Raw genomic sequence first — 25,610 nt, 5'->3', positions numbered from 1 at the left:
GCTCACCCGCTGATGACGCGCGCCTCCGGCCATGGCGACACGCTGTCGCGCTGGCTGGAGGCGGAGGGCATCGTGCCGGTGGAAGGACCGGGCGCCATCGCCGACGTGGCGCGAATCCGTGCGTTGCTGATCGAGGCGGCGGGCGAGGGCCGGGCGTTGAGCTATTCGGAGCTGCTCGGCCAGCTCGGCCACCGCTTCACGAGACCGAAGATGCGCGCGCTATGCCGGACGCTCGACGCGATCGACCGTGACGGGTCGGCGCGCGGCGAACCCGAACTGGCGGTGCTGGTGGTGCGCGAAACCGATCGCCTGCCGGGCGCGGGCTGGTGGAGCGGGAGAGCGGACGCGCCGGCCTGGAACGGCCCTGAAGCGCGCGCCTATGTCGAGCGGCTCCAGCGCGCCTGCTTCGATTGGCGCTGGCGCGGCTAGAGGCCGCCGGTGTCGACGCACAGCCCCGCGACGGTGGCGGCGTCCAGCCTCTCGCCGAAGGCGATCTGGCGTCGTTCGGCGTAATTCTCCACCGACGGCGCCCACATCTGGTGGATGACGCCGGCATTCACGTCGACAACCCAATATTCCGGCACGCCCGCCCGCGCATAGACGGCCTGCTTGCGCCCGAGATCGTGGCGGAGCGTGGCATCGGCTACCTCGACGACGAGCGCCAGCGAGTCGAGCGGGATCAGGCCCGTCCCCTCCGGCTCGTTCGTGATGGCGATGTCGGGCACGGGGACGTCATGCGGAGGCATCGCGACAGACCCCCCGATCAGCGCCTCCAAACCGCTGGCGCTTTCGAGCAGCGCATTGCCGAGGACGAGTGCAAGGCGGGAGGTGATCCGCGCGCGCGGCTTGTGCCGTACATTCGTGTAGACGATCCTGCCGTCGATCAACTCGGTGCGGGCGTAGGCGTCGAGCGATCCCAGCCGGTCGAGGGTGAGGTAATCCTCCACTCGCAGCTTTACCGGCAATGGCTCGGTTGTGAGCGGAACGGCCTCGATCATTGCGTTCGAACCGGACTCAATGCACCCGGCGGACGAACACGCGGCCATCGTCGCGCCGTTCGGTCTGGAAGTTGGGCACCGCCTCGATCAGGTCCGACAGGCGTTTGAAGCCGTAGTTGCGCGCATCAAAGCTGGAGCGATTGGCGGCGAGCTGTCCCATCGCCGACAGGCTGACGAAACCGCGCGCATCGCGCTTGCTGGCGTCATAGGCGTCGATCAGCAGCTTGACGAGATCGGCATCGAGCGACGCGGTCTTGCCCGGCGCCTTCGCCGCTGGCGGACGCGCGCCGATGGTCGGAGGCAGGGCTTCGGACAAGGGCACCTCGACGCTCACCGGCACGGAGGCGCGTCCGTCCGCCATCAGCGCATCGACATCGATGAACCGGGTGCAGGCCTGCTTGAAAGCTTCCGGCGTCTTGCCCGAGCCGAAGCCGTACACAGGCAGGCCGTCCTGCCGGATGCGCATGGCCAGCGGCATGAAGTCGCTGTCCGACGACATGATGCCGAACCCCTGGATGCGCCCGCGGAAGAGCAGGTCCATCGCATCGATGGTCATCTTCATGTCGGTAGCGTTCTTGCCCTTGGTTAGGTCGAACTGCTGCTGCGGCTCGATTCCGTGCTTCACCGTCATGTCGCGCCAGCCCTTCAGCGCGGGCTTGGTCCAGTTGCCATAAACGCGGCGGACGTTCACCGTGCCCAGCTCCGCCAGCACGGTGAGCACCGGATCGAGCGCGTGCCAGGAAGCGTTGTCCGCGTCGATCAGCAGCGCGATGTTGCGGGTGGTTTCGTCGGCCATCTTCTATCTCCCGGTCCGCGGCCTTGTGGCGCAGCGCGGACCGGGAGGGAAGCGCCGATCAGTCGCGCGGGCGTTGCGTGCGGCGCGCCTGGTCGTTGTTGATGTCGTCCTGCTTGGTCGGCCGCACGTCGCCGTCCGGATCATCCACCTGGCCGAGATCCGCCTGGGAGCCGATGTCCGTCTGGAGCCGTCCGCCGCTGCTCGACGGCACCGCATCGCCACCGGGGATCATGCCCTCGATCACGTCCTTGTCGTCGTGGTCCCGCGCATCCTGGGTTCGATCGCCTGCCATGTTCTCTCTCCTTCGTACTGAAGAACGGGCGGGTCGGCAGGCGCGTTCCGTCAGTTCGCCGGATAGGTGATCGCCATCACCTCATATTCCCGCTCGCCGGCGGGCAGGGTCACCCGGCGCAGGTCGCCGATCGCGGCACCGCGCAGGGCCCGGGCGATCGGCGCGTTCCAGCCGACCTTGCCCGCGCCCGCCTCCGCCTCGTCGTCGCCGACCAGGGTGAGCGTGCGATGGTTGTCGTCCTCGTCGGCAATCGTCACGGTGGCGCCGAACCACACGCGCGAGCGATCGGGCGCTCGCGCGGGATCGACCACCTTGGCGGCCTTCATCCGCTTCGACAGCCAGCCGAGCCGCCGGTCGATCTCGCGCAGGCGCTTGCGGCCATAGAGATAATCGCCGTTCTCCGATCGGTCGCCATTGCCCGCCGCCCAGCTGACGACGTCGACGATCTTCGGCCGTTCGGTGCCGAACAGCGCATCATATTCGGCGCGCAGCGCGGCATAGCCGGCCGGCGTGATGTAATTGGGACGGTCCACGCGGCTCAGCCCGGCTGGTTCTTGCCGAGATACCAGCTGAGGCGGTTGGGTCCGCGGCTTTGCGCCTGCGCCGGGTTGAGGAGGTCGTAGACCACCATGTTCTCGAGTACCCGCTGCACATAGTTGCGCGTCTCGAGGAAGGGGATCGCCTCGACCCATTCCACCACATCCACCGCCCCGGTGCGCGGGTCGCCATTGGCGCGCAGCCACTTGTTCACGTTGCCGCCGCCGGCATTGTAGGCGGCGATGGCGAGCGGCCAGCTGCCGTAATTGTTGTAGATGCGCTGGAAATAGCTGGAGCCGAGCTGGATGTTGTAGTCGGTGTTCACGTTCAGCGCGGAGGCATCATAGGCAAGGCCGAGCTTGCCGGCCTGCTCGCGCGCGGTGCCGGGCATCAGCTGCATCAGCCCGCGCGCGCCGGTGCGGCTGACGGCGCCGCGATCGAACTGGCTTTCCTGCCGCGCGATGGCGTGGATCAGCGTCCACTGGCTCGCCTGCGTTGCCGGCACCTTCACCGTCGGGAACCCGAGGGCGCTGTATTCGGTGAGCCCGTTCTGGAGCGCACTGCGGCCCACCATCACGCCCAGATCGGGCCGGCCGAGCTGGCGCGCGAGTTCGTCGGCCAGGACATGATCGGCATCGGTGGTGGCATCCGCGGCGATCTGGCGGACGAAAGCGGTCTGGTCCTGCCAGTTGTTGATATAGCCGAGATATTGCGCTGCGCGGACCACGTCCTTGCTCTGGAAGCTCGAGCGGTAGAGCGGATCGACCTGCAACGGCGGCGGCGCGCCGGGTGCTACCAGCGGACGCCCCAGCCGCTCGTTGGCGAGCTGGCCGTAATATTGGTCGCGCAGGCCGGCCGCCTGTTCGAACCAGGCGCGTGCCTGCGCCGCATTGCCGCCGGCCTGCGCGGCGCGGCCGGCCCAGTAGAGGCCCTTGGAGCGGGTGGAAGGCGTCTGCGAGCCGCGGCCATAGCGGTCGAACATCACGGCCGCATCCATCGGTCGGCCGAGCTGCTTAAGTGCGGTCTGCCCCGCGAGCCAGGCCAGGCTCGTATAGTCGTCGCGCTCGCCATAAGGACGCTTGCTGACGTCGGTGCCCGCCGGATAGGCGTCGTCCACCTGGCGGGCGATGTCGTAGGCGACCTGGTAACTGCCGGCATCCGCCGCCGCCTTGGCATTGGACAGCAGCACTTCGTACCATTCCTCGACATTGCCCGGCCGTGTGGCCAGCGACCGCGAACGGGCGAGCCACGACTGCGCCGCGGCGCCGTTGCCGGTCTTGCGCAGCCAGATTGCGCGATCGGCGATATAGCCGGCATCCCGCGCACCCAGCGTCTCCGCCGCGGCCGCCAGTTGCGAGGCCTCGGGCGCATTGTTGCGAAAGGCGAGCCGGGCCGCGAAGATCGGGCGGGCGCCGGGCGACGTGAGCGGCAGCTCGCGCGCGGCCGTCAGCGTGACATTCTGCCACAGCAGCGCGTCCATCCGCGCATCGTGATCCTCCGGGCGGAGCGCGCCCGAGAAGTAGGTCAGCAGCTTGGATTCAGCGGTGGCCGGCAGCGCGCCCTTGCGCCACGCAGTGCGGGCTGCCTGTTCGGCATCCGCGCGACGGCCGACGCTCGCCAGCGCCTCGGCGTAGAAGGCGCCGCCCTCGCCGGTGAGCGGCGGAAACTTGTCGAAAAAGGCCGTGATGTTGGCCGGCGCCGCGCCCCGCGAGAGGGCGTTCTCGGCGCTACGGCGCAGCGCGTTCTCCTGTGGCCAGCCGGGATGGGCGAGGAGGAAGCTGGCATAGCTGTCGAAGGGCAGGATGCTGGTCTGGCCCAGCGCCTTCCATTGCGCAATCGCCTGCGCCATCTGCGCATTGTTCTGCGCCGACTGCTGCAACGCCTGGGTCGCCTTGCCCCAGCCGAGCTGGTCCTGCGGCACGCCGGAAGTTGCGACAAGAGCCGATACGCCGGCCAGGGCGAGCGCGGATTTCACCACCGATGGTATCATATGGACAGGATATGGCCATTCTCCCTATCTGTCGCCACCCAAACGAGAAAAATGCGCGCGAGTTGGCGCGGTGCAGGAGCATTTCAGCCATGTTTTCCGGATCCATTCCGGCCCTCGTCACGCCGTTTCGCGCAAACGGTGCGTTCGACGAGCAAGCATTCCGTGTCTTGATCGACTGGCAGATCGCGGAAGGATCATCGGCGCTGGTGCCCTGCGGCACGACGGGCGAGGCCGCGACCATGCCCAAGGACGAGCATTTCCGCATCGTCCGGGTCTGCGTGGAACAGGCGGCCGGCCGCGTGCCGGTGATCGCGGGTGCTGGCTCCAACGACACGCGCGTGGCGAGCGAAAACATCCGGGCGGCAAAGGAGGCCGGGGCGGACGCCGCGCTGATGGTGCCGCCTTATTACAACCGCCCGAACCAGGAAGGCATCTTCCGCCATTTCGAGGCGGTGGCGGGCGCCTGCGACCTGCCGATCGTGCTCTACAACGTACCCGGGCGCACGGTGACGGACATGGCGGTGGAGACGATCGGCCGGCTGGCCGATGCCTTTCCGCAGATCGTGGGCATCAAGGATGCCACGGGCGTGCTGTCGCGGGTGTCGGCGCAGCGGGCGGCGTGCGGGCCGGAATTCGTACAGCTTTCCGGCAATGACGAAACGGCGCTTGCCTTCAACGCAACCGGCGGACGTGGCTGCATCTCGGTCAGCGCCAATGTCGCGCCGCGGCTCTGCGCGGAGTTCCAGGCGGCGTGCCTGTCGGGCGACTATGCGACGGCGCTTGCGCTGCAGGACCGCTTGTTCCTGCTGCACACCGCCCTGTTTACCGATGCCTCGCCGGGCCCCGTCAAATATGCGCTTTCCCGCCTCAAGCCGGATTGTCCGATGCACCTGCGCCTGCCCATGACGCCGACGGGCGACGCGAGCCGCCGTGCGGTGGACCTGGCGCTGGAATATGCCGGGCTCCTCTAAGGAGCACTTCCAAAGCACGACGATCCATGTTCTCCTTTGCGCCAGGCCCAGGAAGAGGCGGGAGAGGAGCGTGGAAATGACGATCGCGGCGATCCTGAAGAACAAGGGCGGGCAGGTGACCAGCGTGCCGGCAGAGGCAACGGTGGCGCAGGCCATCGCGCTGCTGGCGGAGGAGCGGATCGGCGCCGTGCCGGTGATGGCGGACGGTGCGATCGCCGGCATGTTTTCCGAACGCGACGTTATCCGGTGCCTGCAAAGCGCCGGCGCGGCGGTTCTCGACCGCCCGGTTTCCGACCTGATGACCTCGCCCGCGATGAGCGTCGAACCGGGGGAGTCGGTCATCGGCGCGCTGGCACTGATGACGCAGCGCCGCATCCGGCACTTGCCGGTACTGGAGGCCGGACGGCTGGTCGGGATCGTCTCGATCGGCGATCTCGTGAAGTTCCGGATCGACCAGATCGAGGCCGATGCAAGCGCGCTGAGGAACTACATCCAGGGAGCATGACGGTCGGGAAGAGGCGAGGGGGCTAGCCACGACTTGCGTGGCCGCCTACATCCGCCCGTTCCATGGCGCGTCCAAAACCTGCTCAGTTCGAGAAAAAGAAGATCGTCGCCGAGAATCGCCGCGCGCGATTCGAGTATTTCGTCGAGCAGGTGTTCGAGGCCGGCATCGCGCTGACGGGCACCGAGGTGAAGTCGCTGCGGTTCGGCGAGGGATCGATCGCCGAAAGCTATGCCGAGGTACGCGACGGGCAGGTGTGGCTGATTAACGCCAACGTGCCCGAGTTCAGCCATGGCAACCGCTTCAACCATGAGCCGCGGCGCCCGCGTAAATTGCTCCTGCACGAGCGCGAGATCAACAAGATGCATGGCGCCGTGGCGCGTGAGGGCATGACTCTCGTGCCGCTGTCCGTCTATTTCAATGCGCGCGGGAGAGCGAAGGTGGAGCTGGCCTTGGCCAAGGGCAAGAAGGCGCACGACAAGCGCGACACGATCAAGGAACGGGACTGGAAGCGCGAGCAGGGACGCATCCTTCGTGATCGTGGCTGATCGCGGCGGCCTGTTCTCGCGTGCCGCCGCCTGGTGGCGCCGCTCCATGCCGACGCGTGACGGACTGGAAGCGAGTTTTTCCGGCAACCGGTTCATGCGACCCGTGGCGCACCGCGTGCTCGCGCCGGAGCTGTGGCGCTTCACCCGTCGCTCCGTGCCGCGCGGCGTGGCACTCGGCGTGGTGACCGGCATCCTGTTTCCGGTGGCGCAGATCGTGCTGTCGGCCGTGCTCGCGCTGCCGTTCCGCGCCAACATCCCCACTGCGGCGGCGACGACGTTTATCACCAACCCGCTCACGACCCCGCCCTTGTGGGTGGCCGCCTATTGGATCGGCAAAACGGCGCTGCGCCTGGATCAGGTGGTGCCCGGTGCGCCCGTGGCGCAGGCGGCGGCGGCGAATACGAGCTGGATGCACTGGCTGTGGGCGGGTGCGCTGCCGGCCACCGTGCTGGGACTGCTGATCATCACGCTGGTCGCCGCGATCGGCGGCTATTTCCTCAGCGCGCTGGGCTGGCGGCTGTGGATCGCGCGCAAGTGGAAGCAGCGTCACCGGCACTGAGGCAGACTACCTCGCCAGCGCCGATGCTCTTGTCGCACTGCCCTGCGACATTTTCGATCCGACTCCCTCCGTTCGTCGCAAGTTTTGTTGCATCGCAGCAGCTTCTGTGATGCTTTGTGAACGCCCGGCGACGGTGTCGTTAAGGATGGTGTTAACCATCCGCATGCACGATTGCCGCCGGGCCAACTGGCGGGTGGGGTGATCGGCATGGGTTCTCGAATGAAGCAGGCCACGGGCGCGATGTCGCTGGCCGAGATGAAGGAATTTGCGGGCTTTCCCGCATCGACGCAGCGCTATGTTCGTCGTTCGCTGGATGTCGGGCTGGACCGCGATGATGCGATGAGCCGCTGGTCCCGCGATGTGGTGGAGGCCGCCTCGATCCGCGCGCAGGCAAAGCTTTATGGGCGTTTGCCGGAAATCCGGGCCTTGTTGCCGGACGACAGCGGGCTGGAAGCCGTGGAGCCGTTCCTCGCGCCGCTGACCAGCGTCACGGCGTTCGACCTGGGGCAGGGGCGGCTCACCACCTTTTCCGCCTATCGCTTCCTGTACGAGCGGCTGCTCGGAGCGGAGGTCCGGCCATGGCTGCCCGCATCGTTCTGCGCCGCAGCCGCCTTGCCCCATCTTCATCCGGACCTGCGCCGCCGCCTGTTGCAGTCGATCAGCGAAGCGGCGGCGACAGCCTCCGGCTGGTCGACCCGCGCGCCGGTCTTCTATCCGAAATGGGTGGAGAAGGTGGGCGCAGCGGCCGCGCGCCACTGAGCCTGCGATCAGCGGCAGGCGCGCCAGGCCACCATGCTGCGCCGCTGCTCGTCGAGATGCAGATGGTCGTGGTGCGCGGCATTGTAATCGGGGCTGAGGGTGGTGGCGAACAGGCGGCAGGCCCCGTTGCGCACGCGTCGCAGGAACGTGCCCTTCGCCCCGCGATCCGGCCAGTCGCCGGCCACGGTGATGCGGGTGCCGTCCGCAAGCTGGAAGCCGGCGATGTCCAGGGCGTTGCCGCGGGCGTGCTGGCTCCAGAAGCGCGCGTCCCGCCCGGCGATGCGGCGGCAATTATAGCTGCCGAAATGCTCGAACCGCACCACCGGCTGGCCGAGCAGCCGTTGCGCTTCCGGCTGAACGACGTTCCACTCCCACATCGCCATGGCGGCAGCGACCGGGCAGGACATGCCGACGCCCGCCGGCACGAAACCGATGCGCCGGGCGCCCCCTGCCTCCAGCCGCACCGCATTGTCATATCCGCAGGTCGGACCCGCCGACACGGGAGCGAGCGGCGTGAAGCGCACCCCGGCTTCGCGCAACAGCGCATGACACCGCGCCGTGTCCTGTCCCAGCGCGGCAAGCTTGCGGCCGGTGAAGGCGCCGACGGGCTCGGCCAGGTCAAGCGGCGTCCAGGGCAGATCCTGCGGCCGGCCGCGCAGCCATCCCCAGGCGACAAGCGCCGCCGTCAGCAGCAGGGCGGCGACGAGGGCGGCGGCGACGAAGTGGCGAACGGCGGCCATCAGCCGCGCCGTGCGTCCGACATCGCCTGCGCCGTCACCGGATATCCGAGATCGTCCGGAATCACGAGGTGCGGCACCCCGCCACGCTCCTCCCGCCACGGCGTCACCGTTCGGATCGGCCATGCCCGCGCATCGGCCAGCGCCTCGTCGAAGGTGCGGAACTGGGCCAGCCGCTCAAGGTTGCGGCGGGTGGGGAAGATGAGGCTGGCGCGGCCCGCATCCGCTTCCGCCAGCACGTCTGCCGCCGACATCCAGAAGACGCGCACGTTTTCCGTATTATCCACCACCGGCTCGGGCGCACGGGAAGGCAGGGCCGCCAGGTAGAAGCGCGTATCGAAGATGCGGGGCAGGGCATGGTCCGGGCGCCAGCGGGCGAACGGCTCCAGCGCGGCAAGGTCCAGCCGTAACCCCGCACGCTCCAGCAGCGCCGCGAACGGTTCGCCGGCGACGAGCCCTTCGCGCAGGACGCCCAGCGTGGAATCGTCCGGCAGAGGCGTCAGGCCGAGCGCCAGCCCTGCCTCCTCGATCGTCTCGCGGATCGCCGCGATGCGGGCGGCGGTGTCCTCCGGATCGCCGGGATGGGCGGCGGCGAGCGCCCGGTCGCCCGGGTCCACCCGGCCGCCGGGAAAGACCAGCGCTCCGGCCGCGAAAGCCATGGCCTTGGCGCGTTCCACCATCAGCAATTCGGGCGCATCCGGGGAGTCGCGGAAGATCACCAGGGTGGCCGCGGGGATCGCGGGCGTTGGTGCGGAGGATGGCAGATCGGGCATGACGAGGCGGCAGGGCTACCGCCTTTGGCGGCTTGCGTCACGAAGGATCATGGCGAACAGGTGCTGGTGGTGGAGCTGAGGGGAATCGAACCCCTGACCTCTGCAGTGCGATTGCAGCGCTCTCCCATCTGAGCTACAGCCCCGCACCTGTTCCGCAGGCAGCCGCGGCCGCCGGGAGCGACGCCTGTAGCAGGTCCTGCGGGCGATGCAACCGTCTGCGACCGGACAGCCCGAACTTTCGATTGCGACAGGATGCGGGCCTCGCGCGGCGAATACCGGCCCGATCGGCAGGCCGGCAGGAACACGCCCGACCTCCCGACCATTTAGCCGTTGGTGAGCGGGCGCGATGGAGCGCGCCGCCCCGGATCTTGTCTGTAGGAGGACAATCATGAGCAACGATCGCTATCTGCGCGGCACCGGCTCGCAGAACGACGCCTATGATCGGGACGCCGGCGAGCGCGACTATGCGCGCGATTACGGGTCGGGCCGCGGCTATTCCAGCGCGCGCGACTATGAAGCGGCAGACGAAGGACGGCGGGACCGCGGCGGCTATGGCGGCGGGCGTTCCTTTGGCGGCAGCCGCGAAGCCGGCGGGCGCGACACCTACACGCGCGATTGGGGCCAGCAGGGCTATGGCGCCCGCGAGTACGGCAGCGGCGGCTATCGCGAGCAGGGCAGCGGGGCCGGCCGGCGCTTCGATCGCGGCGACTATAACCAGGGCGGCGGCAACGACTGGTATGGCGGCAGCTACGGCTCCGATGGTCGTCGCTTCGAGGATGTCGGATCGAACCGCCACCGGGACGACGACAACTATCCGCGCGATTATAGCAGCAGCGCGCGCGGCGAGCGCTATGGCCGCCAGGGCCAGGACCGCGACCGCGGCGGTCGCGATTACGGGCGCCAGCCGCAGGGCTATGACTATCAGGAACGCGGCTTCTTCAACCGCGCCGGTGATGAGGTCCGCTCGTGGTTCGGCGACGAGGATGCGGAGCGTCGCCGCGAGATGGATAGCCGCTATGACGAGCGGTACGCCGGCGGCAACCCGCGCGATCACGGCCATGACGACGATTACCACAGCTGGCGGCGCGGCCAGATCGACGCGCTGGACCGCGACTATCACGAATATCGCCAGGAGAACCGTTCGCGCTTCGCCAGCGAGTTCGGCACGTGGCGCACCAACCGCCAGGGCCAGCGCGACATGCTGACCAGGGCGCGCGAGCAACAGGAGGTGGTCGGCTCCGACGGCGAGCATATTGGCACGATCGATCACATTCGCGGCGATCGCCTGCTGCTGACCAAGAACGACGCCGATGCCGGCGGCCGGCACCATTCGATCCCGTCCAGCTGGATCGTCTCCGTCGATGACAAGGTGACGATCAACAAGACCGCGGACGAGGCCAAGCGCCAGTGGCGGAACGAAGAGAACAACAGTGCCATGTTCGGCGAGACGAAGCTGAACACCGCCAAGGCCGACGAGAACGACCAGACGGGCGCACGCAACCTCAACAAGAGCTTTCCGGGTACCTACTGACGCCCGGCACGGAGCCGCTGCCCCGAGGTCGGGCGCGAAGGGGTGGTCGCGGGGAAGCGCGGCCACCCTTTCTTTTGCTTGCGTCCGCTTCGCCGTCGCGGTGAAGGGGAGCGGATCAGAGCGTGATGGCGGCCTTCATGCCCAGCACACCGACATCCTTGGCCGCGCGCACGCCGCCGGGCTGGTGAACCCATTGCACGTTGGGCCGCAGTTCGAGCCAGTCGGCCGGATGGATGCTGTAATAGACCTCGGCGGCATATTCCGCGTCCCGTGCGGGAATGCCCGTAAGCCGGTCGGTCTGCTCCGCCCGGCTGTTCACGTTGGTGCGCGCAACCGCCACACCCAGCACGTCGCCGGGCACCGCTGGCACCAGTCCCTTGTAGAACAGGCCGAGCGCGATCTGATTGTCGGTCAGCGTGGTCGCCCGATCCGACTGGGTGTAGTTCGCGAACATGCTGAGCCCGGTGGCCGCCTTGCCGTCCTTTGACGTGCCCGTCAGCTGCTGCTGCACCGACACGTAGACGCCGTACCGACTGGACCGGCGCAGGGGCGACAGGCCGGTAATCGGCACGGGCCGGCGGTTCACGTCCAAGAGGATGTCGTCCCCGTCCGCCGTGCCGATCCACCCGCCGACCTTGTAGGACCCGACATGGCCATCATTGCCGCCGCGGCTCCAGCCCGCTTCCACCGGGATCAGCACGCCCGTGGCGCCCTCAAAATGCGCGACGAAGAAGCCGTTGTCGAGGTTCCGGGGATTGATCTCGTAGACGGCGCCCTGGACGTAGAAATCGCGGGGCAGGTCGACATGGACCCGCGCGCCCCATTGGCCGACCGGCCAATTGTACCAGTAATCGCCGTTGAGATTGCCCGGCGGGGCGCCGCAGAAGCTCAGGTTCTGGAAGTGGCAGGAGAAGACGGCGAAGTCCTCGCCCGGGTTCGTCCGGCCGAGCTTCACCTCCACCCGATCGCCGATCTTCTGCTCGTACCACAATTGCGTGACGCGCACGGTCTGCCCGCGGCCATACACCTCCTGCACCTGTTGCAAGGTGTTGAGGCCGGCATCGGTGGTCAGGTCGTACCCGCGCCGCCACGTGATCGTGGCCTGAAAGGCGCCGCCCTGCAGCCCGACCAGCTTGTCGAGATCGAGCAGCGCGCCGACGTCGAACTGCCCGGTTTCGCGGAACAGCTTTCGCTCGCCGCCCGCGAAATTATAGCCGCTTTCCGAGGCATAGCGGGCGGTGAGGCCGATCCCCTGTTCGCCCAGCCGCGTGCGGATCTTCTGCCAGTCGCCGATGAGGCCGGGCGGGGGCGCGCTTTGCGTGTTGCCGATCAGCGCGGAGGGCGAGGTATCGCGATTGGAGTGGATGTCCGTGCGCGGGCGATGCCGGGTATCGGCCGCGGAGGTGTCCGGCGTAGGCGCGTCCGGTGCGGGCGCGCCCACATCCACCTGCTGCGCCATGGCCGCTGTCGGAACGCACGTGAGCGCAGCGGTGGCTGCGAGCAGCAAGGCAGAACGTGTCATCCCGGTGGCCTTCAGATCGCGCCGGAGAAGGTATCGCACTGCGCCGGATCGCCGCTCTCCAGCCCACGGCGCAGCCAGCGCATCCGCTGTTCGGACGTGCCGTGGGTGAAGCTGTCGGGCACGACACGCCCCTGCGCCTCGCGCTGCAGCGTGTCGTCACCGATCGCCTGCGCGGCCTTCATGCCTTCTTCCACGTCACCCGGTTCGAGGCGGTTGCGGTTCTGTGCGGCCCAGACGCCGGCGTAGCAGTCCGCCTGCAATTCCAGGCGCACGGATGCGGCGTTGCCTTCGGTCCGGCCGGCGCTCTGCTGGATCTGCTGCACCTTGTCAGACGTGCCCAGCAAGTTCTGGATATGGTGGCCGAATTCGTGCGCCACGACATAGTATTGCGCGAAGTCGCCCGGCGCCCCGAACCGTTGGGAGAGCTCGTCGAAGAAGCCCGTGTCCAGGTAGATGTCGTGGTCCGTGGGGCAGTAGAACGGTCCCATCGCCGCCTGTGCGGCACCGCAGCCGGATTGACCCTGCCCGCTGAAGAAGCGCAAGCCCGGCGCCTGGAAGCGCTGACCCGAGCGAGCGAACATCGCCTCCCAGGTGTTTTCCGCATTGCTGAAGGCCTGGCAGGTGGTGCGCCTTTCCGGCGAGGCCTCGCAGATCGACCGTGCCCCGCCTCCCTCGCCGGCGGGCCGGCCGACCTGCGTGGTGGGGGCATTGCCGCCGCCGGAGAACATGCCGCCGAGATTGCCGAGGCCGCCGAACACGGCCAGCAGAATCAGCACCACGACGATCCCGCCGCATCCGAAGCGGCTGCCGATCAGCGGCAGCAGCCCGAACAGCAGGCCGCCGCCCCCGCCGCCGAACCCGCCTCGGCTGGACGCATCGCCGACATCGATATCGTTGTCGTAGTCGTCGAGGCGCATCTGCGGCGATCCGGGTATCGTTACTGATGCGGCATGAATGCGCGAGAGAAGCCGGAGTTGCACCGCGACGGGGAAAGTTGCCGCTTCGAAGCGGAAGGGATGCGGGGAAAAGCGCAGGTCGCAACGGGTTTGCCGGGCGCGCTTGACAATGCGTGCTCCGGATGGCGCAACGGTTGCGAGCGAGGGCGGGAGACCCCTTCCGACCGCCGCGTGGCATGACCGAACCAGTACCGGCGCTTTGTCCGAGTTGATGTGCCGGGCGAGAAAAGGGAAGGAAGCCTATGTTCCTGCGGGGAAAGACTGCGATCGTCACCGGCTCGACCTCCGGCATCGGGCTTGCCTGTGCCAGGGCGCTGGCCGCCGAGGGCGCCGCGGTGGTCATCAACGGTTTCGGCGAGGCCGCGGCGATCGACGCGGAGCGGGAGAAGCTGGCCGGGCTGAGCGGGGCCGCGGCGCTGTACGATCCCGCGGACATGACCCGGCCGGAGGAGATCGCCCGGCTGGTGCAGCGCGCGCATGACGAGCTGGGCGGTCCGGACATCATCGTCAACAACGCCGGCGTGCAGTTCGTGTCGCAGGTGGCGGAGTTTCCGAACGAGAAATGGGACGCGATCCTCGCGATCAACCTGTCCTCGCCCTTTCACATGATGAAGGCGGCCATCCCCTTCATGCGCGAGCGGAAATGGGGACGGATCATCTCCACCGCCTCCGCGCACAGCCTTGTGGCCAGTCCCAACAAGGCCGCCTATGTCGCTGCGAAACATGGTCTTTCCGGACTGACCAAGACAGTCGCGCTGGAGGTCGCGCGAGACGGCATCACCGCCAATTGCATCTCGCCCGGCTATGTCTGGACGCCGCTCGTCGAGAACCAGATCCCGGACACCATGAAGGCGCGCGGGCTGACGCGCGAGCAGGTGATGAACGACGTCCTGCTGGCCGCCCAACCGACCAAGGAGTTCGTCACGCCCGAGCAGGTCGCGGCCTTCGCCGTGTTCCTGTGCCGCGAGGAAGCGAAGGCGATCACCGGCGCCAACCTCTCCATGGACGGCGGCTGGACGGCGGCATGAGGCGTCACGCGGCAACGGCGCTGGCGATCGGCGTCGCGCTGGGCGGCTGCGCACGGTCGCGACCCGCTTCCCCGGCAGAGCCGCCCGCTCCGCCCGTCGAAGCCGCGCATCGGCGCGCGCCGTCGAGCGCCGATTGGCGGCGCATCGCCACGCCGGCGGACCGCTTTCGGTTGCGCGAGTGGCGCACCGCCTGGGTCACGGCGTTCGGCCGGGCGCGGCAGGCCGGCAATGGAAAGGCGATCGCGGCGCAGGGCGTCTTGTTCGACCCGGATCAGCGGCTGCAAGGCGCGCTGCCGCCGGCCGGGGATTACCGCTGCCGCGTGTTCAAGGTCGGGGCGAACGGCACGGCCAGCGGGGAGTTCACCGCGTATCCCTGGTTCCGGTGCCAGGTGGCGCGCGAAGGCGCGGTGCAGAGCCTGACCAAGATCGGCGGATCGCAGCGGCCGGTGGGCCTGGTGTTCAGCGACACGCCTGACCGCGCGATCTTCCTCGGTACCATGATGCTAGGGGACGAAACGCGGCCGATCGATTACGGCCGCGATGCCGGGCGGGACATGATCGGGGCCGTCGAGCGGGTAGGGCCCAGCCGCTGGCGCGTGGTCCTCCCGTATCCGCGGTACGAGTCGATCCTGGACGTGATGGAACTGGTGCCCGCGGCCTAGGAGCGGTTTCCTCAAGCCGGCGCTGGCGCGCCCGTCTTCAGCACGGCGGCATTCTCGCGCTTTTCCGGCCGGATGTAGATGGAGGAAAGGATTGGCAGTTCCTGTTTGAGCTGCGTCTCCATCGTCTCGATCAGCGTTTCGGCCTCTCCCATGGTAACGGCGTCCTCGAAATCGGCGCTGATCGCCACGAACACGCTGTCGGGCGCGGTATGAACGGTGCGCACGTGATTGACGTGGGAGATGGCTGGAAAACCGTCGAGGATGCGGCGGACATCGCCGACGATCCGCGGGTCGGCCCCTTCACCGATCAGCAGGCCCTTCGCCTCGCGCGCCAGCAGCGCCGCCACCAGCGCCAGAACAAGCCCGATCGCAATGGAGGCAAGGCCATCCAGGCGCGGATCGCCGGTGGCATGGCTGACCCATACGCCGATGGCGGCGATCACGAGCCCGATCAGCGCGGCAGAGTCCTCGAACAGGACGATGAAGGTCGCGGGGTCCTTGGATCGATGAACGGCACTCCACAGGCTCTGGCCGCGATGCGCGGCGGTGAACTCGCGCATGGCGATCACCCAGGACGTTCCCTCCAGCAGAAAGGCGATGCCGAGGACGACATAGTTGACGGTGGGGCTCTGGAGCGGCTCCGGCTCGACATAATGAAGCCAGCCTTCGTAGATCGACACGCCCGCGCCGACGGCGAAGATCAGGATCGCCACCACGAACGCCCAGAAATACAGTTCGCGGCCATAGCCGAACGGATGCGCCTCGTCGGGCGGGCGGTGGCCGCGCTTCTGCCCGTACAGCAGGAGGATCTGGTTGCCGCTGTCCACCACCGAATGAAAGCCCTCCGTAAGCATGGAGGACGATCCGGTGAGCGCGGCCGCGACAAACTTCGCCACCGCGATGCCGAGGTTCGCCAGCAGGGCGGCGATGAGGACGAGGTTGGACTCTTTCTTCGCTTCGGCCACGATTTTCTCCCGCGCGGTCGCTCCGCAACGAACGAAGCAGGCATTGGCCGCACGAAAATGCCCGCCGCAAGCCTTGGCTGCGGCGGGCACCTTTCCTCCCCAGGAACTCTTTCGCGGTAAGATGGCCGCTTGAAACCGGTAGGCGGGCTCTAGCCGTGTGCCGGCATTTCGCGGGAGGGCGGCTGGCGATGGCGACGGGTTGCGGTGTGTGGATCAACCGCTCAGTCGCTTGTTCTTCTGTAAACAATTGACAATAAGGCGTGGCCAGGAGGTGACACTTGGCCGATCGCAAGCTTTTCGCCGGACATGCCGTTCGCCGGCTCCGGCGTCTGAACGGCCTCACCCAGGCCGCCATGGCCGAAGTGCTGGCCATCAGTCCCAGCTACCTCAACCTTGTGGAACGCAACCAGCGCCCGCTGTCCGCGGCGCTGCTGGTGAAGCTGGCGGAAAGCTTCGACTTCGATCCGCGTGCCCTTTCCGCCGGCGAGCCGGGTGGTGGCGAGGCGGCGCTGCGGCGGCGGCTGACCGATCCGATGTTCGCCGATCTGGAGATCGACCGCAACGAGATCGAGGAGTGGCTGGCGGGCGCCCCGGGCGGGGCCGAGGCGTTCGCCCGTGCCTATGACCGTATGGGGCAGGGCGGCACCGACACCGGCGGCCCGCAGGATGCGGTGAGCCAGGTTCGCGGCGAGATCGAGCGTTGGCGCGGACATTTCGCCGATCTCGATGCCCTGGCGGAGGCGGTGGCGGACGAACTGCGGATGGGGGCGGGCGACGTATACGGCGCGATTGCCGAGCGGTTGCGGGTGAAACACCAGCTGACGATCCGCATCCTGCCGGTGGATGTCCTGCCGGACCTGCTCCGCCGGCTGGACCTGCATGCCCGCCAGCTCCAGCTCAGCGAAACGCTGGATTCGGCGTCGCGCACCTTTGCGGCCGCCTGGCAGCTCGGCCAGATCGAGGCACGGGCGGAGATCGACGCGCTGGCAAAGGGCGCGGGCCTTGCCGATCGCACGGCCGAGCGCCTCTTCCGCCGGCATCTGAGCAGCTATTTCGCCGCTGCCGTGATGATGCCCTATGCCCGTTTCCTGCGGGCGTGCGAGGCGACCGGGTACGATCTCGAACTGCTGCAGCGGCGGTTCGGTGCCGGGTTCGAGCAGGTGGCGCATCGGCTGACGACGCTGCAGCGCGTGGGGGCGCGGGGGTTGCCGTTCTTCATGGTGCGGGTGGACCGGGCCGGGCAGGCTTCCAAGCGCTTCTCCGGCGCGAGCGCGTCGCCGCTCGCCGAGGCGGAAGGACGGTGCCCGCTATGGCGGCTGCTGCATGCGTTCGACCGTCCGGGCGAGCTGGCGGTGCAGCTTGTCGCGTTGGAGGACAATTCCCGCTGGCTCACCCTGTCGCGCACGGTTGTGCCGCAAGGGCGCCGCTTTGGCGGGGTTCGCGCGGAGTTCGCCGTCGGCTTGGGCCTGGCGGCGGGGCAGGCGGGGAGTTTGGCGGCGGCGCGGGGGATCGATCTTGCCGGAGAGGCGACACCGATCGGCCTTGGCTGCCGTGCGTGTTTCCGCCACGATTGTCCGCAGCGCTCCGCGCCGCCGGCCGGTCGCGCGCTGTTGCTGAACGAACGGGAGCGCGGGGTGACGGCGCTGACGTTCGGCGGTGATTGATTCCGCGCTCAGGCGGCGTGCAGCAACTCGTGGCGGCCAAGCGCCGCCACGCGATCAAGGTGATCCAGGATACGGCGGCGGAAGGCGACCGCGGCCGGCTGGTACTCGGCCCAGTGCAGCGCGAGGTCCACATCGTTCCAGCGCCGCTTCGAATGGCGGAACTCCTCGGTCAGGAGGATGCACTCCGTCTTGAGCTCGGTGCCGAGCCGCCGTCGCGCGGGATCGATCCCGGCCGTCAGGGGCTCGAAGATCTCGCGGTGCACGAAGAGCTGAAAGATGGTGAGCACGCGCGCCATCTCGTCGCGCGAGCGGACGATCTCCGCCACCCCCGCGGGTGTGCATTCCGTCAGATACGGCCGGACGCGATCGATGATCGCGACCATGCGCTCCCGGTAATCCTCAAGGCTGTCGAGCATGGTGCCTCCCGCTGCGACTTTGGCAGGCAGAGGTGACCAAAAGTTGAACCTCAGGCGCCTGCGTCGTCGAGCCGTGCCAGTTGCTCGACGGAAAGCGTCAGCCGCATGGCGCCGAGCAGTTCCTGGAGCTGCGCCACGCTGGTGGCCGAGGCGATCGGTGCGGTGACGCCCGGCTGCGCGAGAAGCCAGGCAAGCGCGATCTGTGCAAGGCTCGCGCCGGTTTCGGCCGCCACGCCGTCCATCGCCTCCAGCACTGCGCGCCCCTTGCCTTCGAGAAGCTCGCCCATGCGCCCGCCGCGAACGCTCTTGGCCAGATCGTCCCGGGACCGGTACTTGCCCGTCAGGAACCCCGAGGCGAGCCCGTAATAAGGCAGCACGCCGATGTTGTTCTCCACGCAATAGTCCTGAAGCTGCCCTTCGAACCGGTGGCGGCTGACGAGATTATATTCCGGCTGCAGCACCTGAAAGTGCGGCAGGCCAGCCGTTCTGGCGGTTTCGACCGCGGATTTCAGCCGTGCGGCGTGGAGGTTGGAAGCGCCGAGCACGGCGACCTTGCCCGCCTCCACCAGGCGCGCGAACGCCTCGACATAGGCCTCCTGCGGGGTGCTCTCGTCATCCTGGTGCGCGTAGTACAGGTCGATCTGCTCGACGCCGAGCCGCTTCAGCGAGGCGTCGCAGGCAGCGGCGATGCGCGCGGGGGCGAGCTTCTCGCCACCCTCGCCGGGCAGCATGCCGACCTTGGTGGCGACCTTCAGCTTGCGCCCGCGGGAGGCGAACCATGCGCCGAGCATCGCCTCGGACTCGCCGCCCTTGTGCCCGTCCACCCAGGCGGAATAGACATCGGCGGTGTCGACCAGCGTACCGCCGCCCTCGGCAAAGGCGTCGAGCACGGCGAAGCTCGCTTCCCGGTCCGCCGTCCAGCCGAACACGTTGCCGCCCAGCACCAGCGGGGCGATGTGCAGATCGGAGGCGCCCAGGCGGCGCTGCTCGGGTTGGCTTTCGGTCATTGAGCTCCGTCCTCGTTGTCGCCGTCGATGCCGACGGCGTTCGCCTCCACGCTGTTGGCGTCCAGCATGGCCGCGGCCTCGTTCAGCGCCTGCGCCTCGCCCGCCGAGGTCGCGCCCGGCGGCGGGTCGCCCGTGCCGCAAGCGGCGAGCAGCAGGGGAAGGAGAACCGCGGCCCGCACGTCCCGATCAGTCGTCGATCGCGTTGCCGGCATCCCGCAGCGCTTCGCCCGTCCGGTCTGCGGCGCGATCGGCGCCGTTGGCGAGGCGGTCACCGGCATTGTCCATCGTTGCCTCGGCGGAGCCGAACGCGCGGTCGGCAGCGGCATCCGTGTCGTTGATCGCCTCGCCCATCGTGGCGTTGACGTCGCCCGCCACCGTGTCCGCGGCTTCGGCGGTTTCGTTCTGCGCCTTGGGGCTGCACGCGGCGAGAGCGGCAACGGCGGCGAGGGAAACGAGAATCTTCTTCATGCAAGGTCCTTTCGGAGACGGAACGATTATTAGCGGGGTAGATGCCGCGCTGATCGGGATCAATACGCTTGGCCCCGGCACGGGTTTCGCCTTCACGCTCGTTGACCGCATATAAAGATATCTTTATATCCTTTCGCATGGCGCTGGCCCTCGACATCTTCCGTGCCCTGGCGGACCCGACGCGGCTGCGCATCCTTGCCTTGTTGCGGCGCATGGAGCTGTCCGTCGGCGAACTCGCGCAAGTGCTGGGGCAAAGCCAGCCGCGCGTCTCCCGGCACGTGAAGATCCTTGCCGACGCGGGCCTGGCCGAGCGGCGCAAGGAGGGGAGCTGGGTGTTCGTGGCGCTGGGCGAGCCTGGGCGCGTCGTGCCGGTCGGGCAGGCGCTGGACGCCTGGAGCGGAATGGAACCGGACCTGTGGGCGGAGGCCGACGCCGCGAAACTCGCGGCCGTTCGCGCGGACCGGGCGGCGAGCGCCGCGCAATGGTTCGAGGCGAATGCCGGGCAGTGGGACGCGATCCGCTCGCTCCATGTCGCCGAAAGCCAGGTCGAGGCGGCGATGGCGGACGTGCTGGGGGGCATGCCGGTCGATACCCTGGTGGACATCGGCACGGGCACCGGGCGCATCCTGGAGCTGTTCGCCGGGCAGGCGCGGCATGCGGTTGGCATTGATCGATCGTCCGAGATGCTGCGCCTCGCGCGCGCCAAGTTGCAGGGCGCGGCCGAATTGCGCCAGGCGGACCTGTATGCCCTGCCGCTCAAGGACGATGCGGCGGACGTGGCGGTGATCCACCACGTGCTGCACTTCGTGGAGGCGCCCGATCAGGCGATCGCGGAAGCGGCACGGGTGCTTGTAGCGGGCGGACGCCTGTTGATCGCCGATTTCGCCGCGCACGACCGCGAGGAGCTGCGCCTGCGCGACGGACACATGCGGCTCGGCTTTTCGGATGAGCAGATTCATGGCTGGTTCGAGGCGGCAGGCCTGGCGCCGGCGCGGGACGAAACGCTGGAAGGCGGCGAGTTGACGGTGAAACTATGGTTGGGGCGCAAGCGCGGGGCGTCGATGCAAGGCCCGGCGGCGCAGGGAGTGAAGGCGGCATGACGATCTCGGTTTCGCAGCTGGCGGAGGCGCAGCGCGCGCTCGCCTCTCCCTTGTTCGCCGATGTCGGCGGGGACGCGCGCATCTCGTTCGAGTTCTTCCCGCCCAAGACGGAGAAGATGGAGGAAGCTCTTTGGGAGACGGTGCGCACGCTGGAGCCGCTTGGCCCGCGTTTCGTCTCCGTCACTTACGGTGCGGGTGGGTCCACGCGCGAGCGCACCCATGCGACGGTGGCGCGCATCCAGCGCGAAACGTCGCTCGCCGCCGCGGCGCACCTCACCTGCGTGGAGGCGACCCGCGAGGAGATCGACGCGGTTGCCGATGAATATTGGGCAGCCGGCGTGCGCCACATCGTCGCCCTGCGCGGCGACGCGCCCGACCAGAAGGCAGGCTATGCGCCGCATCCGGGCGGATACGAGAATGCGGCCGCCCTGGTGGAAGGCCTGCGCCGCCGCCATCCGTTCGAGATTTCGGTCGCCGCCTACCCCGAATGCCATCCGGACTCGGCCGATAGCGCCGGCGACCTCGACAATCTGAAGCGCAAGATGGACGCGGGCGCCACCCGGGCGATCACCCAGTTCTTCTTCGAGCCGGAAACCTTTTTCCGCTTTCGCGACGCGGTGGCTGCAGCCGGCATGGACGTGGAGATCGTGCCGGGCATCATGCCCGTGTCGAACTTCGCCAGCGTGAAGCGGATGTCGGCGATGTGCGGCACCGACGTGCCGGCCTGGATGGGGCGGCTGTTCGAGGGGCTGGACGACCATCCCGCGGCGCGCCAGCTGGTCGCCGCCACGCTCGCGGCCGAGCTTTCCCGCCGGCTCTATGCGGGCGGGGTGCGCGACTTCCACTTCTACACGCTCAACCGTGCCGAACTGAGCTACGCCATCTGCCACCTGCTGGGCATTCGTCCGCAGCCGGCTTCCAAGGAGCAGGCGGCATGAACGCCGAACAGCGGTTTCGCGCGCTTGCCGCCGAGAAGATCATGGTGTTCGACGGCGGCTACGGCACGTCGATCCAGGGCTATGGCCTGACGGAGGCGGACTATCGCGGCAGCCTCGATCTCGCCAAGGACCAGAAGGGCAACAACGACCTTCTGTGCCTCACGCGGCCCGATGTGATCGGCGCCATCCACGCGGCCTATGTCGCGGCGGGCGCGGACATGATCGAGACCAATACGTTCAGCTCCACCCGCGTGGCGCTGGCCGATTATGGCTGCGAGCATCTGGTGCGCGAGATCAACCTGGCCGCCGCCAGGCTCGCGCGCGAGGCAACCGACGCGGCCACCGCCAGGGACGGGCGCGCCCGCTTCGTGGCCGGCTCGATCGGGCCGACCAACAAGACTTTGTCCATCTCCCCGGACGTGAACGACCCGGCATTCCGCGAGATCGACTATGACACGCTGAAGCAGCATTATCGCGAACAATGCGATGCGCTGATCGAGGGCGGGGTGGACTTCCTGCTGGTCGAGACCTGCTTTGACACGCTGAACGCAAAGGCCGCGGGGCTTGCCGCCAAGGAAGCGGAGGAAGCGGCGGGCCGTCCGGTGCCGGTGATGATGAGCTTCACCATCACCGACATGTCGGGGCGCAACCTGTCCGGGCACACGATCAACGCCTTCTGGTACTCGCTCCGGCACCTGAAGCCGCTGACCATCGGCGTGAACTGCGCGTTCGGCGCGGACCTGCTCAGGCCATACCTCACCGAGCTGGCCAGGGCGGCGGATGCGCTGATCCTCGCTTATCCGAACGCCGGCCTGCCCAACGAGCTCGGCCAGTATGACGAGCTGCCCGAGCGCACGGCGGAGCTGATCCGCGAGTGGGTGGACGAGGGCCTCGTCAACATGGTCGGCGGCTGCTGCGGCACGACGCCCGCGCACATCGGCGCGGTCGCGAAGGCGGTGGCGGGGCACGCGCCCCGGGTGCTGCCGGAGGTGCCGGTCGTGACAAGGCTGGCCGGCCTCGAGCCGATGACCATGGCGGCGTGATGGTCGATCCTCCCCGCTGTGCGGGGAGGGGGACCACCGGGCGCAGCTCGGTGGTGGAGGGGCGTCTCCACGAACGATCCCGCTGGTGGAGAGGCCCCTCCACCAGCCTGCGGCTGGTCCCCCTCCCCTTGCAGGGGAGGATCAAGGAAGACGAATGACTACCCCCACCCAGTTCATCAACATCGGCGAGCGGACCAACGTCACCGGCTCGGCCAAGTTCAAAAAGCTGATCCTCGCCGGCGATTATGCCGCCGCGATCGAGGTCGCGCGCGAGCAGGTGGAGAACGGCGCGCAGATCGTCGACGTCAACATGGACGAGGGGCTGCTCGACGCGCATGCCGCGATGACCACGTTCCTGAAGCTGATGACCTCCGAGCCGGATATCGCGCGCGTGCCGGTGATGATCGACAGCTCCAAGTGGAGCGTGATCGAGGCGGGGTTGAAGTGCGTTTCGGGCAAGCCGATCGTCAACTCGATCAGCATGAAGGAGGGCGTCGACAAGTTCCTGGCCGAGGCGAGGAAGTGCATGGCCTATGGTGCCGCCGTCGTCGTCATGGCCTTCGACGAAGCGGGGCAGGCGGACACGCGAGACCGCAAGATCGAGATCTGCTGCCGCGCCTATGACCTGCTGACGGGCATCGGCTTTCCGCCCGAGGACATCATCTTCGACGCCAACGTGTTCGCGGTGGCGACCGGGATCGAGGAGCACAACAACTACGCGGTCGACTTCATCGAGGCGGTGAAGGAGATCAAGGCGCGTTGTCCACACGTCCACTTCTCGGGCGGGCTTTCCAACCTGTCGTTCAGCTTCCGCGGCAACGAGCCGGTGCGGCGGGCGATGCACTCGGTGTTCCTCTACCATGCGATCCCCGCCGGGCTGGACATGGCGATCGTCAACGCCGGGCAGCTCGACGTCTACGACACGATCGACCCGGACCTGCGCACCGCCTGCGAGGACGTGATCCTCAACCGCGATCCGGATGCCGGCGAACGGCTGGTGGCGCTGGCCGAGAAATATCGCGGCACCGATGCGGCGGCGGAGAAGGCCGCCGAGGAATGGCGCGGCTGGCCGGTCATCAAGCGTCTGGAACATGCGCTGGTCAAGGGCATCGACCTTTATGTGGTCGATGACACCGAGGAGGCGCGCCAGGCGATCGACGCGCGCGGCGGCCGGCCGATCGAGGTGATCGAGGGGCCGCTGATGGACGGCATGAACGTGGTCGGCGACCTGTTCGGATCGGGCAAGATGTTCCTGCCGCAGGTTGTGAAGTCCGCGCGCGTGATGAAGAAGGCGGTGGCGCACCTGCTGCCCTTCATCGAGGCGGCCAAGGAGCCCGGCGCCAAAGGCAAAGGCCGCATCGTCATGGCGACCGTGAAGGGCGACGTGCACGATATCGGCAAGAACATCGTCGGCGTCGTCCTGCAATGCAACGGCTTCGAGGTGATCGACATGGGCGTGATGGTGCCCTGGTCGGACATCCTGAAGGCCGCCAACGAGAACGATGCCGACATGATCGGACTGTCCGGTCTCATCACGCCGTCGCTGGACGAGATGGTCACGGTGGCCGAGGAGATGAAGCGCGCGGACATGACCATGCCGCTGCTGATCGGCGGGGCGACCACGTCCAAGGTGCACACCGCCCTGCGCATCGCGCCGGCCTATGACGGTCCGGTGGTGCATGTTCTGGACGCCAGCCGCGCGGTGGGTGTTGCCACGACGCTGGTCTCGGAAACGATCCGTGACGATTATGTCGCGAAGATCGCCGACGATTATGCTGCTGTGCGGCGCGCGCGCGAGGGCAAGGGGGCGAACGATCTCCTGCCGATCGCCCGGGCGCGGGACAACGGCTTTGTCGCCGACATGGCGCTGAAGCCCACCGCCCCCGCCAGGCCCGGCCTTCACGTCTTCGAGGATTGGGACCTCGCCGATCTGCGCGAGACGATCGACTGGACGCCGTTTTTTCGCGCCTGGGAGCTGGCCGGCAACTTCCCGGCCATCCTGGAGGACAAGGTGGTCGGTGAAAGCGCGACGTCGCTCTACGCCGATGCGCAGGCGATGCTGGACACGATCATCGCCGAGAAATGGCTCACCGCCAGGGGCGTGGCCGCCTTGTGGCCCTGCCATCGCGACGGCGACGACGTCTGGGTGCAGCTCGCACACTCCGCCGACCACCGCAGCCCGGGCGGGGCGGCGGCCGGACCGGGCGCGGTGCCGGACCTCGATCGCACCAACGAGCAAAGCGTGCGCCTGCCGTTCCTGCGCCAGCAGATCGCCAAGCGCGAGGGCCGCGCGAACATGTGCCTCGCCGACTTCATCGATCCGGCGGGCGACTGGATGGGCGGCTTCGCCGTCTCCATTCACGGGATCGAGCCGCATCTGGAGCGCTTCAAGGCGCAGGTGGACGATTACAACGACATCCTGCTCAAGGCGCTTGCCGATCGCCTTGCCGAGGCGTTCGCCGAGCGACTGCACCAGCATGTCCGGACCACGCTGTGGGGCTATGCGCCGGACGAGCAACTGACCAACGAGGCGCTGATCCGCGAACAATATCGCGGCATCCGCCCGGCGCCCGGCTATCCGGCCTGTCCGGAACACAGCCTCAAGCCGGTCCTGTTCGAGATGCTGCAGGCGGAGGCGAACACGGGCGCAACGCTGACCGAGAGCTTCGCCATGCTGCCGACGGCGGCGGTGTCCGGCTTCTATTTCGGGCATCCGCAGGCCGAATATTTCGGCGTGGCCCGGATCGGCGCGGATCAGGTGGAGGATTACGCCCGCCGCCGCGGCGTGGATGTCGAAACCGCCACGCGGTATCTCCGGCCGAACCTCGATTGATCGCACAGGCATGAC

Annotated in this window: 28 protein-coding genes and 1 tRNA gene; 14 read left to right on the top strand and 15 right to left on the bottom strand. The window is 68.1% G+C overall.

What is annotated here, in order from left to right; genetic code table 11:
- Positions 1–12 precede the first annotated feature (12 nt).
- Positions 13–429, top strand: a complete 417-nt coding sequence (locus DVW87_RS02075) for a ribose-phosphate pyrophosphokinase (RefSeq protein WP_114686106.1) — start codon at positions 13–15, stop codon at positions 427–429.
- On the opposite strand, the gene DVW87_RS02070 is transcribed toward DVW87_RS02075, so the two are convergent.
- The 5 genes from DVW87_RS02070 to DVW87_RS02050 are packed head-to-tail and all read right to left on the bottom strand — an operon-like array spanning position 426 to position 4,613.
- The gene (locus tag DVW87_RS02070; RefSeq protein WP_114686105.1) at positions 426–998 is read right to left on the bottom strand and encodes a Uma2 family endonuclease; all 573 of its coding nucleotides are present in this window, start codon (positions 996–998) and stop codon (positions 426–428) included. The genes DVW87_RS02075 and DVW87_RS02070 overlap by 4 nt on opposite strands.
- Positions 999–1,014: 16 nt before the next feature.
- On the bottom strand, positions 1,015–1,794 hold the full coding sequence (locus DVW87_RS02065) for an NYN domain-containing protein (protein ID WP_114686104.1): 780 nt from the start codon (positions 1,792–1,794) through the stop codon (positions 1,015–1,017).
- Positions 1,795–1,852: 58 nt separating this feature from the next.
- The gene (locus tag DVW87_RS02060; RefSeq protein WP_114686103.1) at positions 1,853–2,086 is read right to left on the bottom strand and encodes a hypothetical protein; all 234 of its coding nucleotides are present in this window, start codon (positions 2,084–2,086) and stop codon (positions 1,853–1,855) included.
- A 50-nt stretch (positions 2,087–2,136) separates the two neighbouring features.
- On the bottom strand, positions 2,137–2,619 hold the full coding sequence (gene greB / locus DVW87_RS02055; RefSeq protein ID WP_114686102.1) for a transcription elongation factor GreB: 483 nt from the start codon (positions 2,617–2,619) through the stop codon (positions 2,137–2,139).
- A gap of 5 nt (positions 2,620–2,624) precedes the next feature.
- Complete coding sequence (locus tag DVW87_RS02050; protein WP_114686101.1) at positions 2,625–4,613, bottom strand: lytic transglycosylase domain-containing protein; 1,989 nt, start codon at positions 4,611–4,613, stop codon at positions 2,625–2,627.
- Between the two features lie 89 nt (positions 4,614–4,702).
- Here DVW87_RS02050 and dapA point away from each other — a divergent pair, with 89 nt between their 5' ends.
- The 5 genes from dapA (at position 4,703) to DVW87_RS02025 (ending at position 7,952) form a co-directional block, all read left to right on the top strand.
- Positions 4,703–5,584 (top strand): 4-hydroxy-tetrahydrodipicolinate synthase, encoded by an 882-nt coding sequence (gene dapA / locus DVW87_RS02045; RefSeq protein ID WP_114686100.1) that lies wholly within the window; start codon positions 4,703–4,705, stop codon positions 5,582–5,584.
- A 76-nt stretch (positions 5,585–5,660) separates the two neighbouring features.
- Positions 5,661–6,089: a CBS domain-containing protein gene (locus DVW87_RS02040; RefSeq protein ID WP_114687007.1), complete on the top strand. Its 429-nt coding sequence runs from the start codon at positions 5,661–5,663 to the stop codon at positions 6,087–6,089.
- A gap of 62 nt (positions 6,090–6,151) precedes the next feature.
- Positions 6,152–6,634 (top strand): SsrA-binding protein SmpB, encoded by a 483-nt coding sequence (gene smpB, locus DVW87_RS02035; RefSeq protein WP_114686099.1) that lies wholly within the window; start codon positions 6,152–6,154, stop codon positions 6,632–6,634.
- 46 nt (positions 6,635–6,680) lie between these two features.
- Positions 6,681–7,193 (top strand): DUF2062 domain-containing protein, encoded by a 513-nt coding sequence (locus DVW87_RS02030; protein WP_114687006.1) that lies wholly within the window; start codon positions 6,681–6,683, stop codon positions 7,191–7,193.
- A gap of 207 nt (positions 7,194–7,400) precedes the next feature.
- Positions 7,401–7,952 (top strand): hypothetical protein, encoded by a 552-nt coding sequence (locus tag DVW87_RS02025; RefSeq protein ID WP_114687005.1) that lies wholly within the window; start codon positions 7,401–7,403, stop codon positions 7,950–7,952.
- Positions 7,953–7,960: 8 nt separating this feature from the next.
- On the opposite strand, the gene DVW87_RS02020 is transcribed toward DVW87_RS02025, so the two are convergent.
- The 3 genes from DVW87_RS02020 to DVW87_RS02010 all read right to left on the bottom strand — a co-directional run bounded on the left by DVW87_RS02020 (position 7,961) and on the right by DVW87_RS02010 (position 9,605).
- On the bottom strand, positions 7,961–8,692 hold the full coding sequence (locus DVW87_RS02020; protein ID WP_114686098.1) for an extensin-like domain-containing protein: 732 nt from the start codon (positions 8,690–8,692) through the stop codon (positions 7,961–7,963).
- The gene (locus DVW87_RS02015; protein WP_114686097.1) at positions 8,692–9,462 is read right to left on the bottom strand and encodes an NUDIX hydrolase; all 771 of its coding nucleotides are present in this window, start codon (positions 9,460–9,462) and stop codon (positions 8,692–8,694) included. Before DVW87_RS02015 ends, DVW87_RS02020 begins: the two co-directional genes overlap by 1 nt.
- A gap of 67 nt (positions 9,463–9,529) precedes the next feature.
- Positions 9,530–9,605, bottom strand: a tRNA-Ala gene (locus DVW87_RS02010).
- Between the two features lie 245 nt (positions 9,606–9,850).
- Here DVW87_RS02010 and DVW87_RS02005 point away from each other — a divergent pair.
- Positions 9,851–10,993 (top strand): DUF2171 domain-containing protein, encoded by a 1,143-nt coding sequence (locus DVW87_RS02005; RefSeq protein ID WP_114686096.1) that lies wholly within the window; start codon positions 9,851–9,853, stop codon positions 10,991–10,993.
- Between the two features lie 115 nt (positions 10,994–11,108).
- Here the strand turns inward: DVW87_RS02005 and DVW87_RS02000 are convergent, their stop codons facing one another.
- Both DVW87_RS02000 and ypfJ read right to left on the bottom strand, forming a co-directional pair.
- Positions 11,109–12,452 (bottom strand): carbohydrate porin, encoded by a 1,344-nt coding sequence (locus DVW87_RS02000; RefSeq protein ID WP_239017716.1) that lies wholly within the window; start codon positions 12,450–12,452, stop codon positions 11,109–11,111.
- A gap of 74 nt (positions 12,453–12,526) precedes the next feature.
- Entirely contained in the window at positions 12,527–13,432 is a 906-nt protein-coding gene (gene ypfJ, locus DVW87_RS01995) for a KPN_02809 family neutral zinc metallopeptidase (RefSeq protein WP_114686094.1), read from the bottom strand.
- Positions 13,433–13,713: 281 nt separating this feature from the next.
- Here ypfJ and DVW87_RS01990 point away from each other — a divergent pair, with 281 nt between their 5' ends.
- Both DVW87_RS01990 and DVW87_RS01985 read left to right on the top strand, forming a co-directional pair.
- A complete protein-coding gene (locus DVW87_RS01990; RefSeq protein ID WP_114686093.1) occupies positions 13,714–14,499 on the top strand; it encodes a 3-hydroxybutyrate dehydrogenase in 786 nt (261 codons plus the stop codon).
- Positions 14,496–15,161 carry a DUF4893 domain-containing protein gene (locus DVW87_RS01985; RefSeq protein ID WP_114686092.1) on the top strand — a complete coding sequence of 222 codons (666 nt, stop codon included), beginning with the start codon at positions 14,496–14,498 and terminating at the stop codon, positions 15,159–15,161. Before DVW87_RS01990 ends, DVW87_RS01985 begins: the two co-directional genes overlap by 4 nt.
- An 11-nt stretch (positions 15,162–15,172) precedes the next feature.
- Here DVW87_RS01985 and DVW87_RS01980 read toward each other — a convergent pair whose 3' ends face one another.
- Entirely contained in the window at positions 15,173–16,126 is a 954-nt protein-coding gene (locus DVW87_RS01980) for a cation diffusion facilitator family transporter (protein WP_239017715.1), read from the bottom strand.
- A gap of 278 nt (positions 16,127–16,404) precedes the next feature.
- Here DVW87_RS01980 and DVW87_RS01975 point away from each other — a divergent pair, with 278 nt between their 5' ends.
- On the top strand, positions 16,405–17,790 hold the full coding sequence (locus tag DVW87_RS01975) for a helix-turn-helix domain-containing protein (protein ID WP_114686091.1): 1,386 nt from the start codon (positions 16,405–16,407) through the stop codon (positions 17,788–17,790).
- Positions 17,791–17,798: 8 nt separating this feature from the next.
- Here DVW87_RS01975 and DVW87_RS01970 read toward each other — a convergent pair whose 3' ends face one another.
- Genes DVW87_RS01970 through DVW87_RS01955 form a run of 4 tightly spaced genes read right to left on the bottom strand, consistent with a single transcriptional unit; the run spans position 17,799 to position 19,681 of the window.
- Complete coding sequence (locus DVW87_RS01970; protein ID WP_114686090.1) at positions 17,799–18,206, bottom strand: hypothetical protein; 408 nt, start codon at positions 18,204–18,206, stop codon at positions 17,799–17,801.
- 50 nt (positions 18,207–18,256) lie between these two features.
- A complete protein-coding gene (locus DVW87_RS01965; RefSeq protein WP_114686089.1) occupies positions 18,257–19,213 on the bottom strand; it encodes an aldo/keto reductase in 957 nt (318 codons plus the stop codon).
- The gene (locus tag DVW87_RS01960; protein WP_114686088.1) at positions 19,210–19,392 is read right to left on the bottom strand and encodes a hypothetical protein; all 183 of its coding nucleotides are present in this window, start codon (positions 19,390–19,392) and stop codon (positions 19,210–19,212) included. Before DVW87_RS01960 ends, DVW87_RS01965 begins: the two co-directional genes overlap by 4 nt.
- A gap of 7 nt (positions 19,393–19,399) precedes the next feature.
- Positions 19,400–19,681 (bottom strand): hypothetical protein, encoded by a 282-nt coding sequence (locus DVW87_RS01955; RefSeq protein WP_114686087.1) that lies wholly within the window; start codon positions 19,679–19,681, stop codon positions 19,400–19,402.
- 137 nt (positions 19,682–19,818) lie between these two features.
- Here DVW87_RS01955 and DVW87_RS01950 point away from each other — a divergent pair, with 137 nt between their 5' ends.
- From DVW87_RS01950 to metH, 4 genes are all read left to right on the top strand, one after another.
- Positions 19,819–20,781: an ArsR/SmtB family transcription factor gene (locus DVW87_RS01950; protein WP_114686086.1), complete on the top strand. Its 963-nt coding sequence runs from the start codon at positions 19,819–19,821 to the stop codon at positions 20,779–20,781.
- The gene (gene metF / locus DVW87_RS01945) at positions 20,778–21,719 is read left to right on the top strand and encodes a methylenetetrahydrofolate reductase (RefSeq protein WP_114686085.1); all 942 of its coding nucleotides are present in this window, start codon (positions 20,778–20,780) and stop codon (positions 21,717–21,719) included. Before DVW87_RS01950 ends, metF begins: the two co-directional genes overlap by 4 nt.
- Positions 21,716–22,762 carry a homocysteine S-methyltransferase family protein gene (locus DVW87_RS01940; RefSeq protein ID WP_114686084.1) on the top strand — a complete coding sequence of 349 codons (1,047 nt, stop codon included), beginning with the start codon at positions 21,716–21,718 and terminating at the stop codon, positions 22,760–22,762. Before metF ends, DVW87_RS01940 begins: the two co-directional genes overlap by 4 nt.
- Before the next feature lie 154 nt (positions 22,763–22,916).
- Entirely contained in the window at positions 22,917–25,595 is a 2,679-nt protein-coding gene (gene metH / locus DVW87_RS01935) for a methionine synthase (protein WP_114686083.1), read from the top strand.
- The last annotated feature ends 15 nt before the right edge of the window (positions 25,596–25,610 follow it).

The organism is Sphingomonas aracearum, from assembly GCF_003345355.1.
GTDB lineage: Bacteria > Pseudomonadota > Alphaproteobacteria > Sphingomonadales > Sphingomonadaceae > Sphingomonas > Sphingomonas aracearum.
This window is presented reverse-complemented; position numbering and strand designations above follow the sequence as displayed.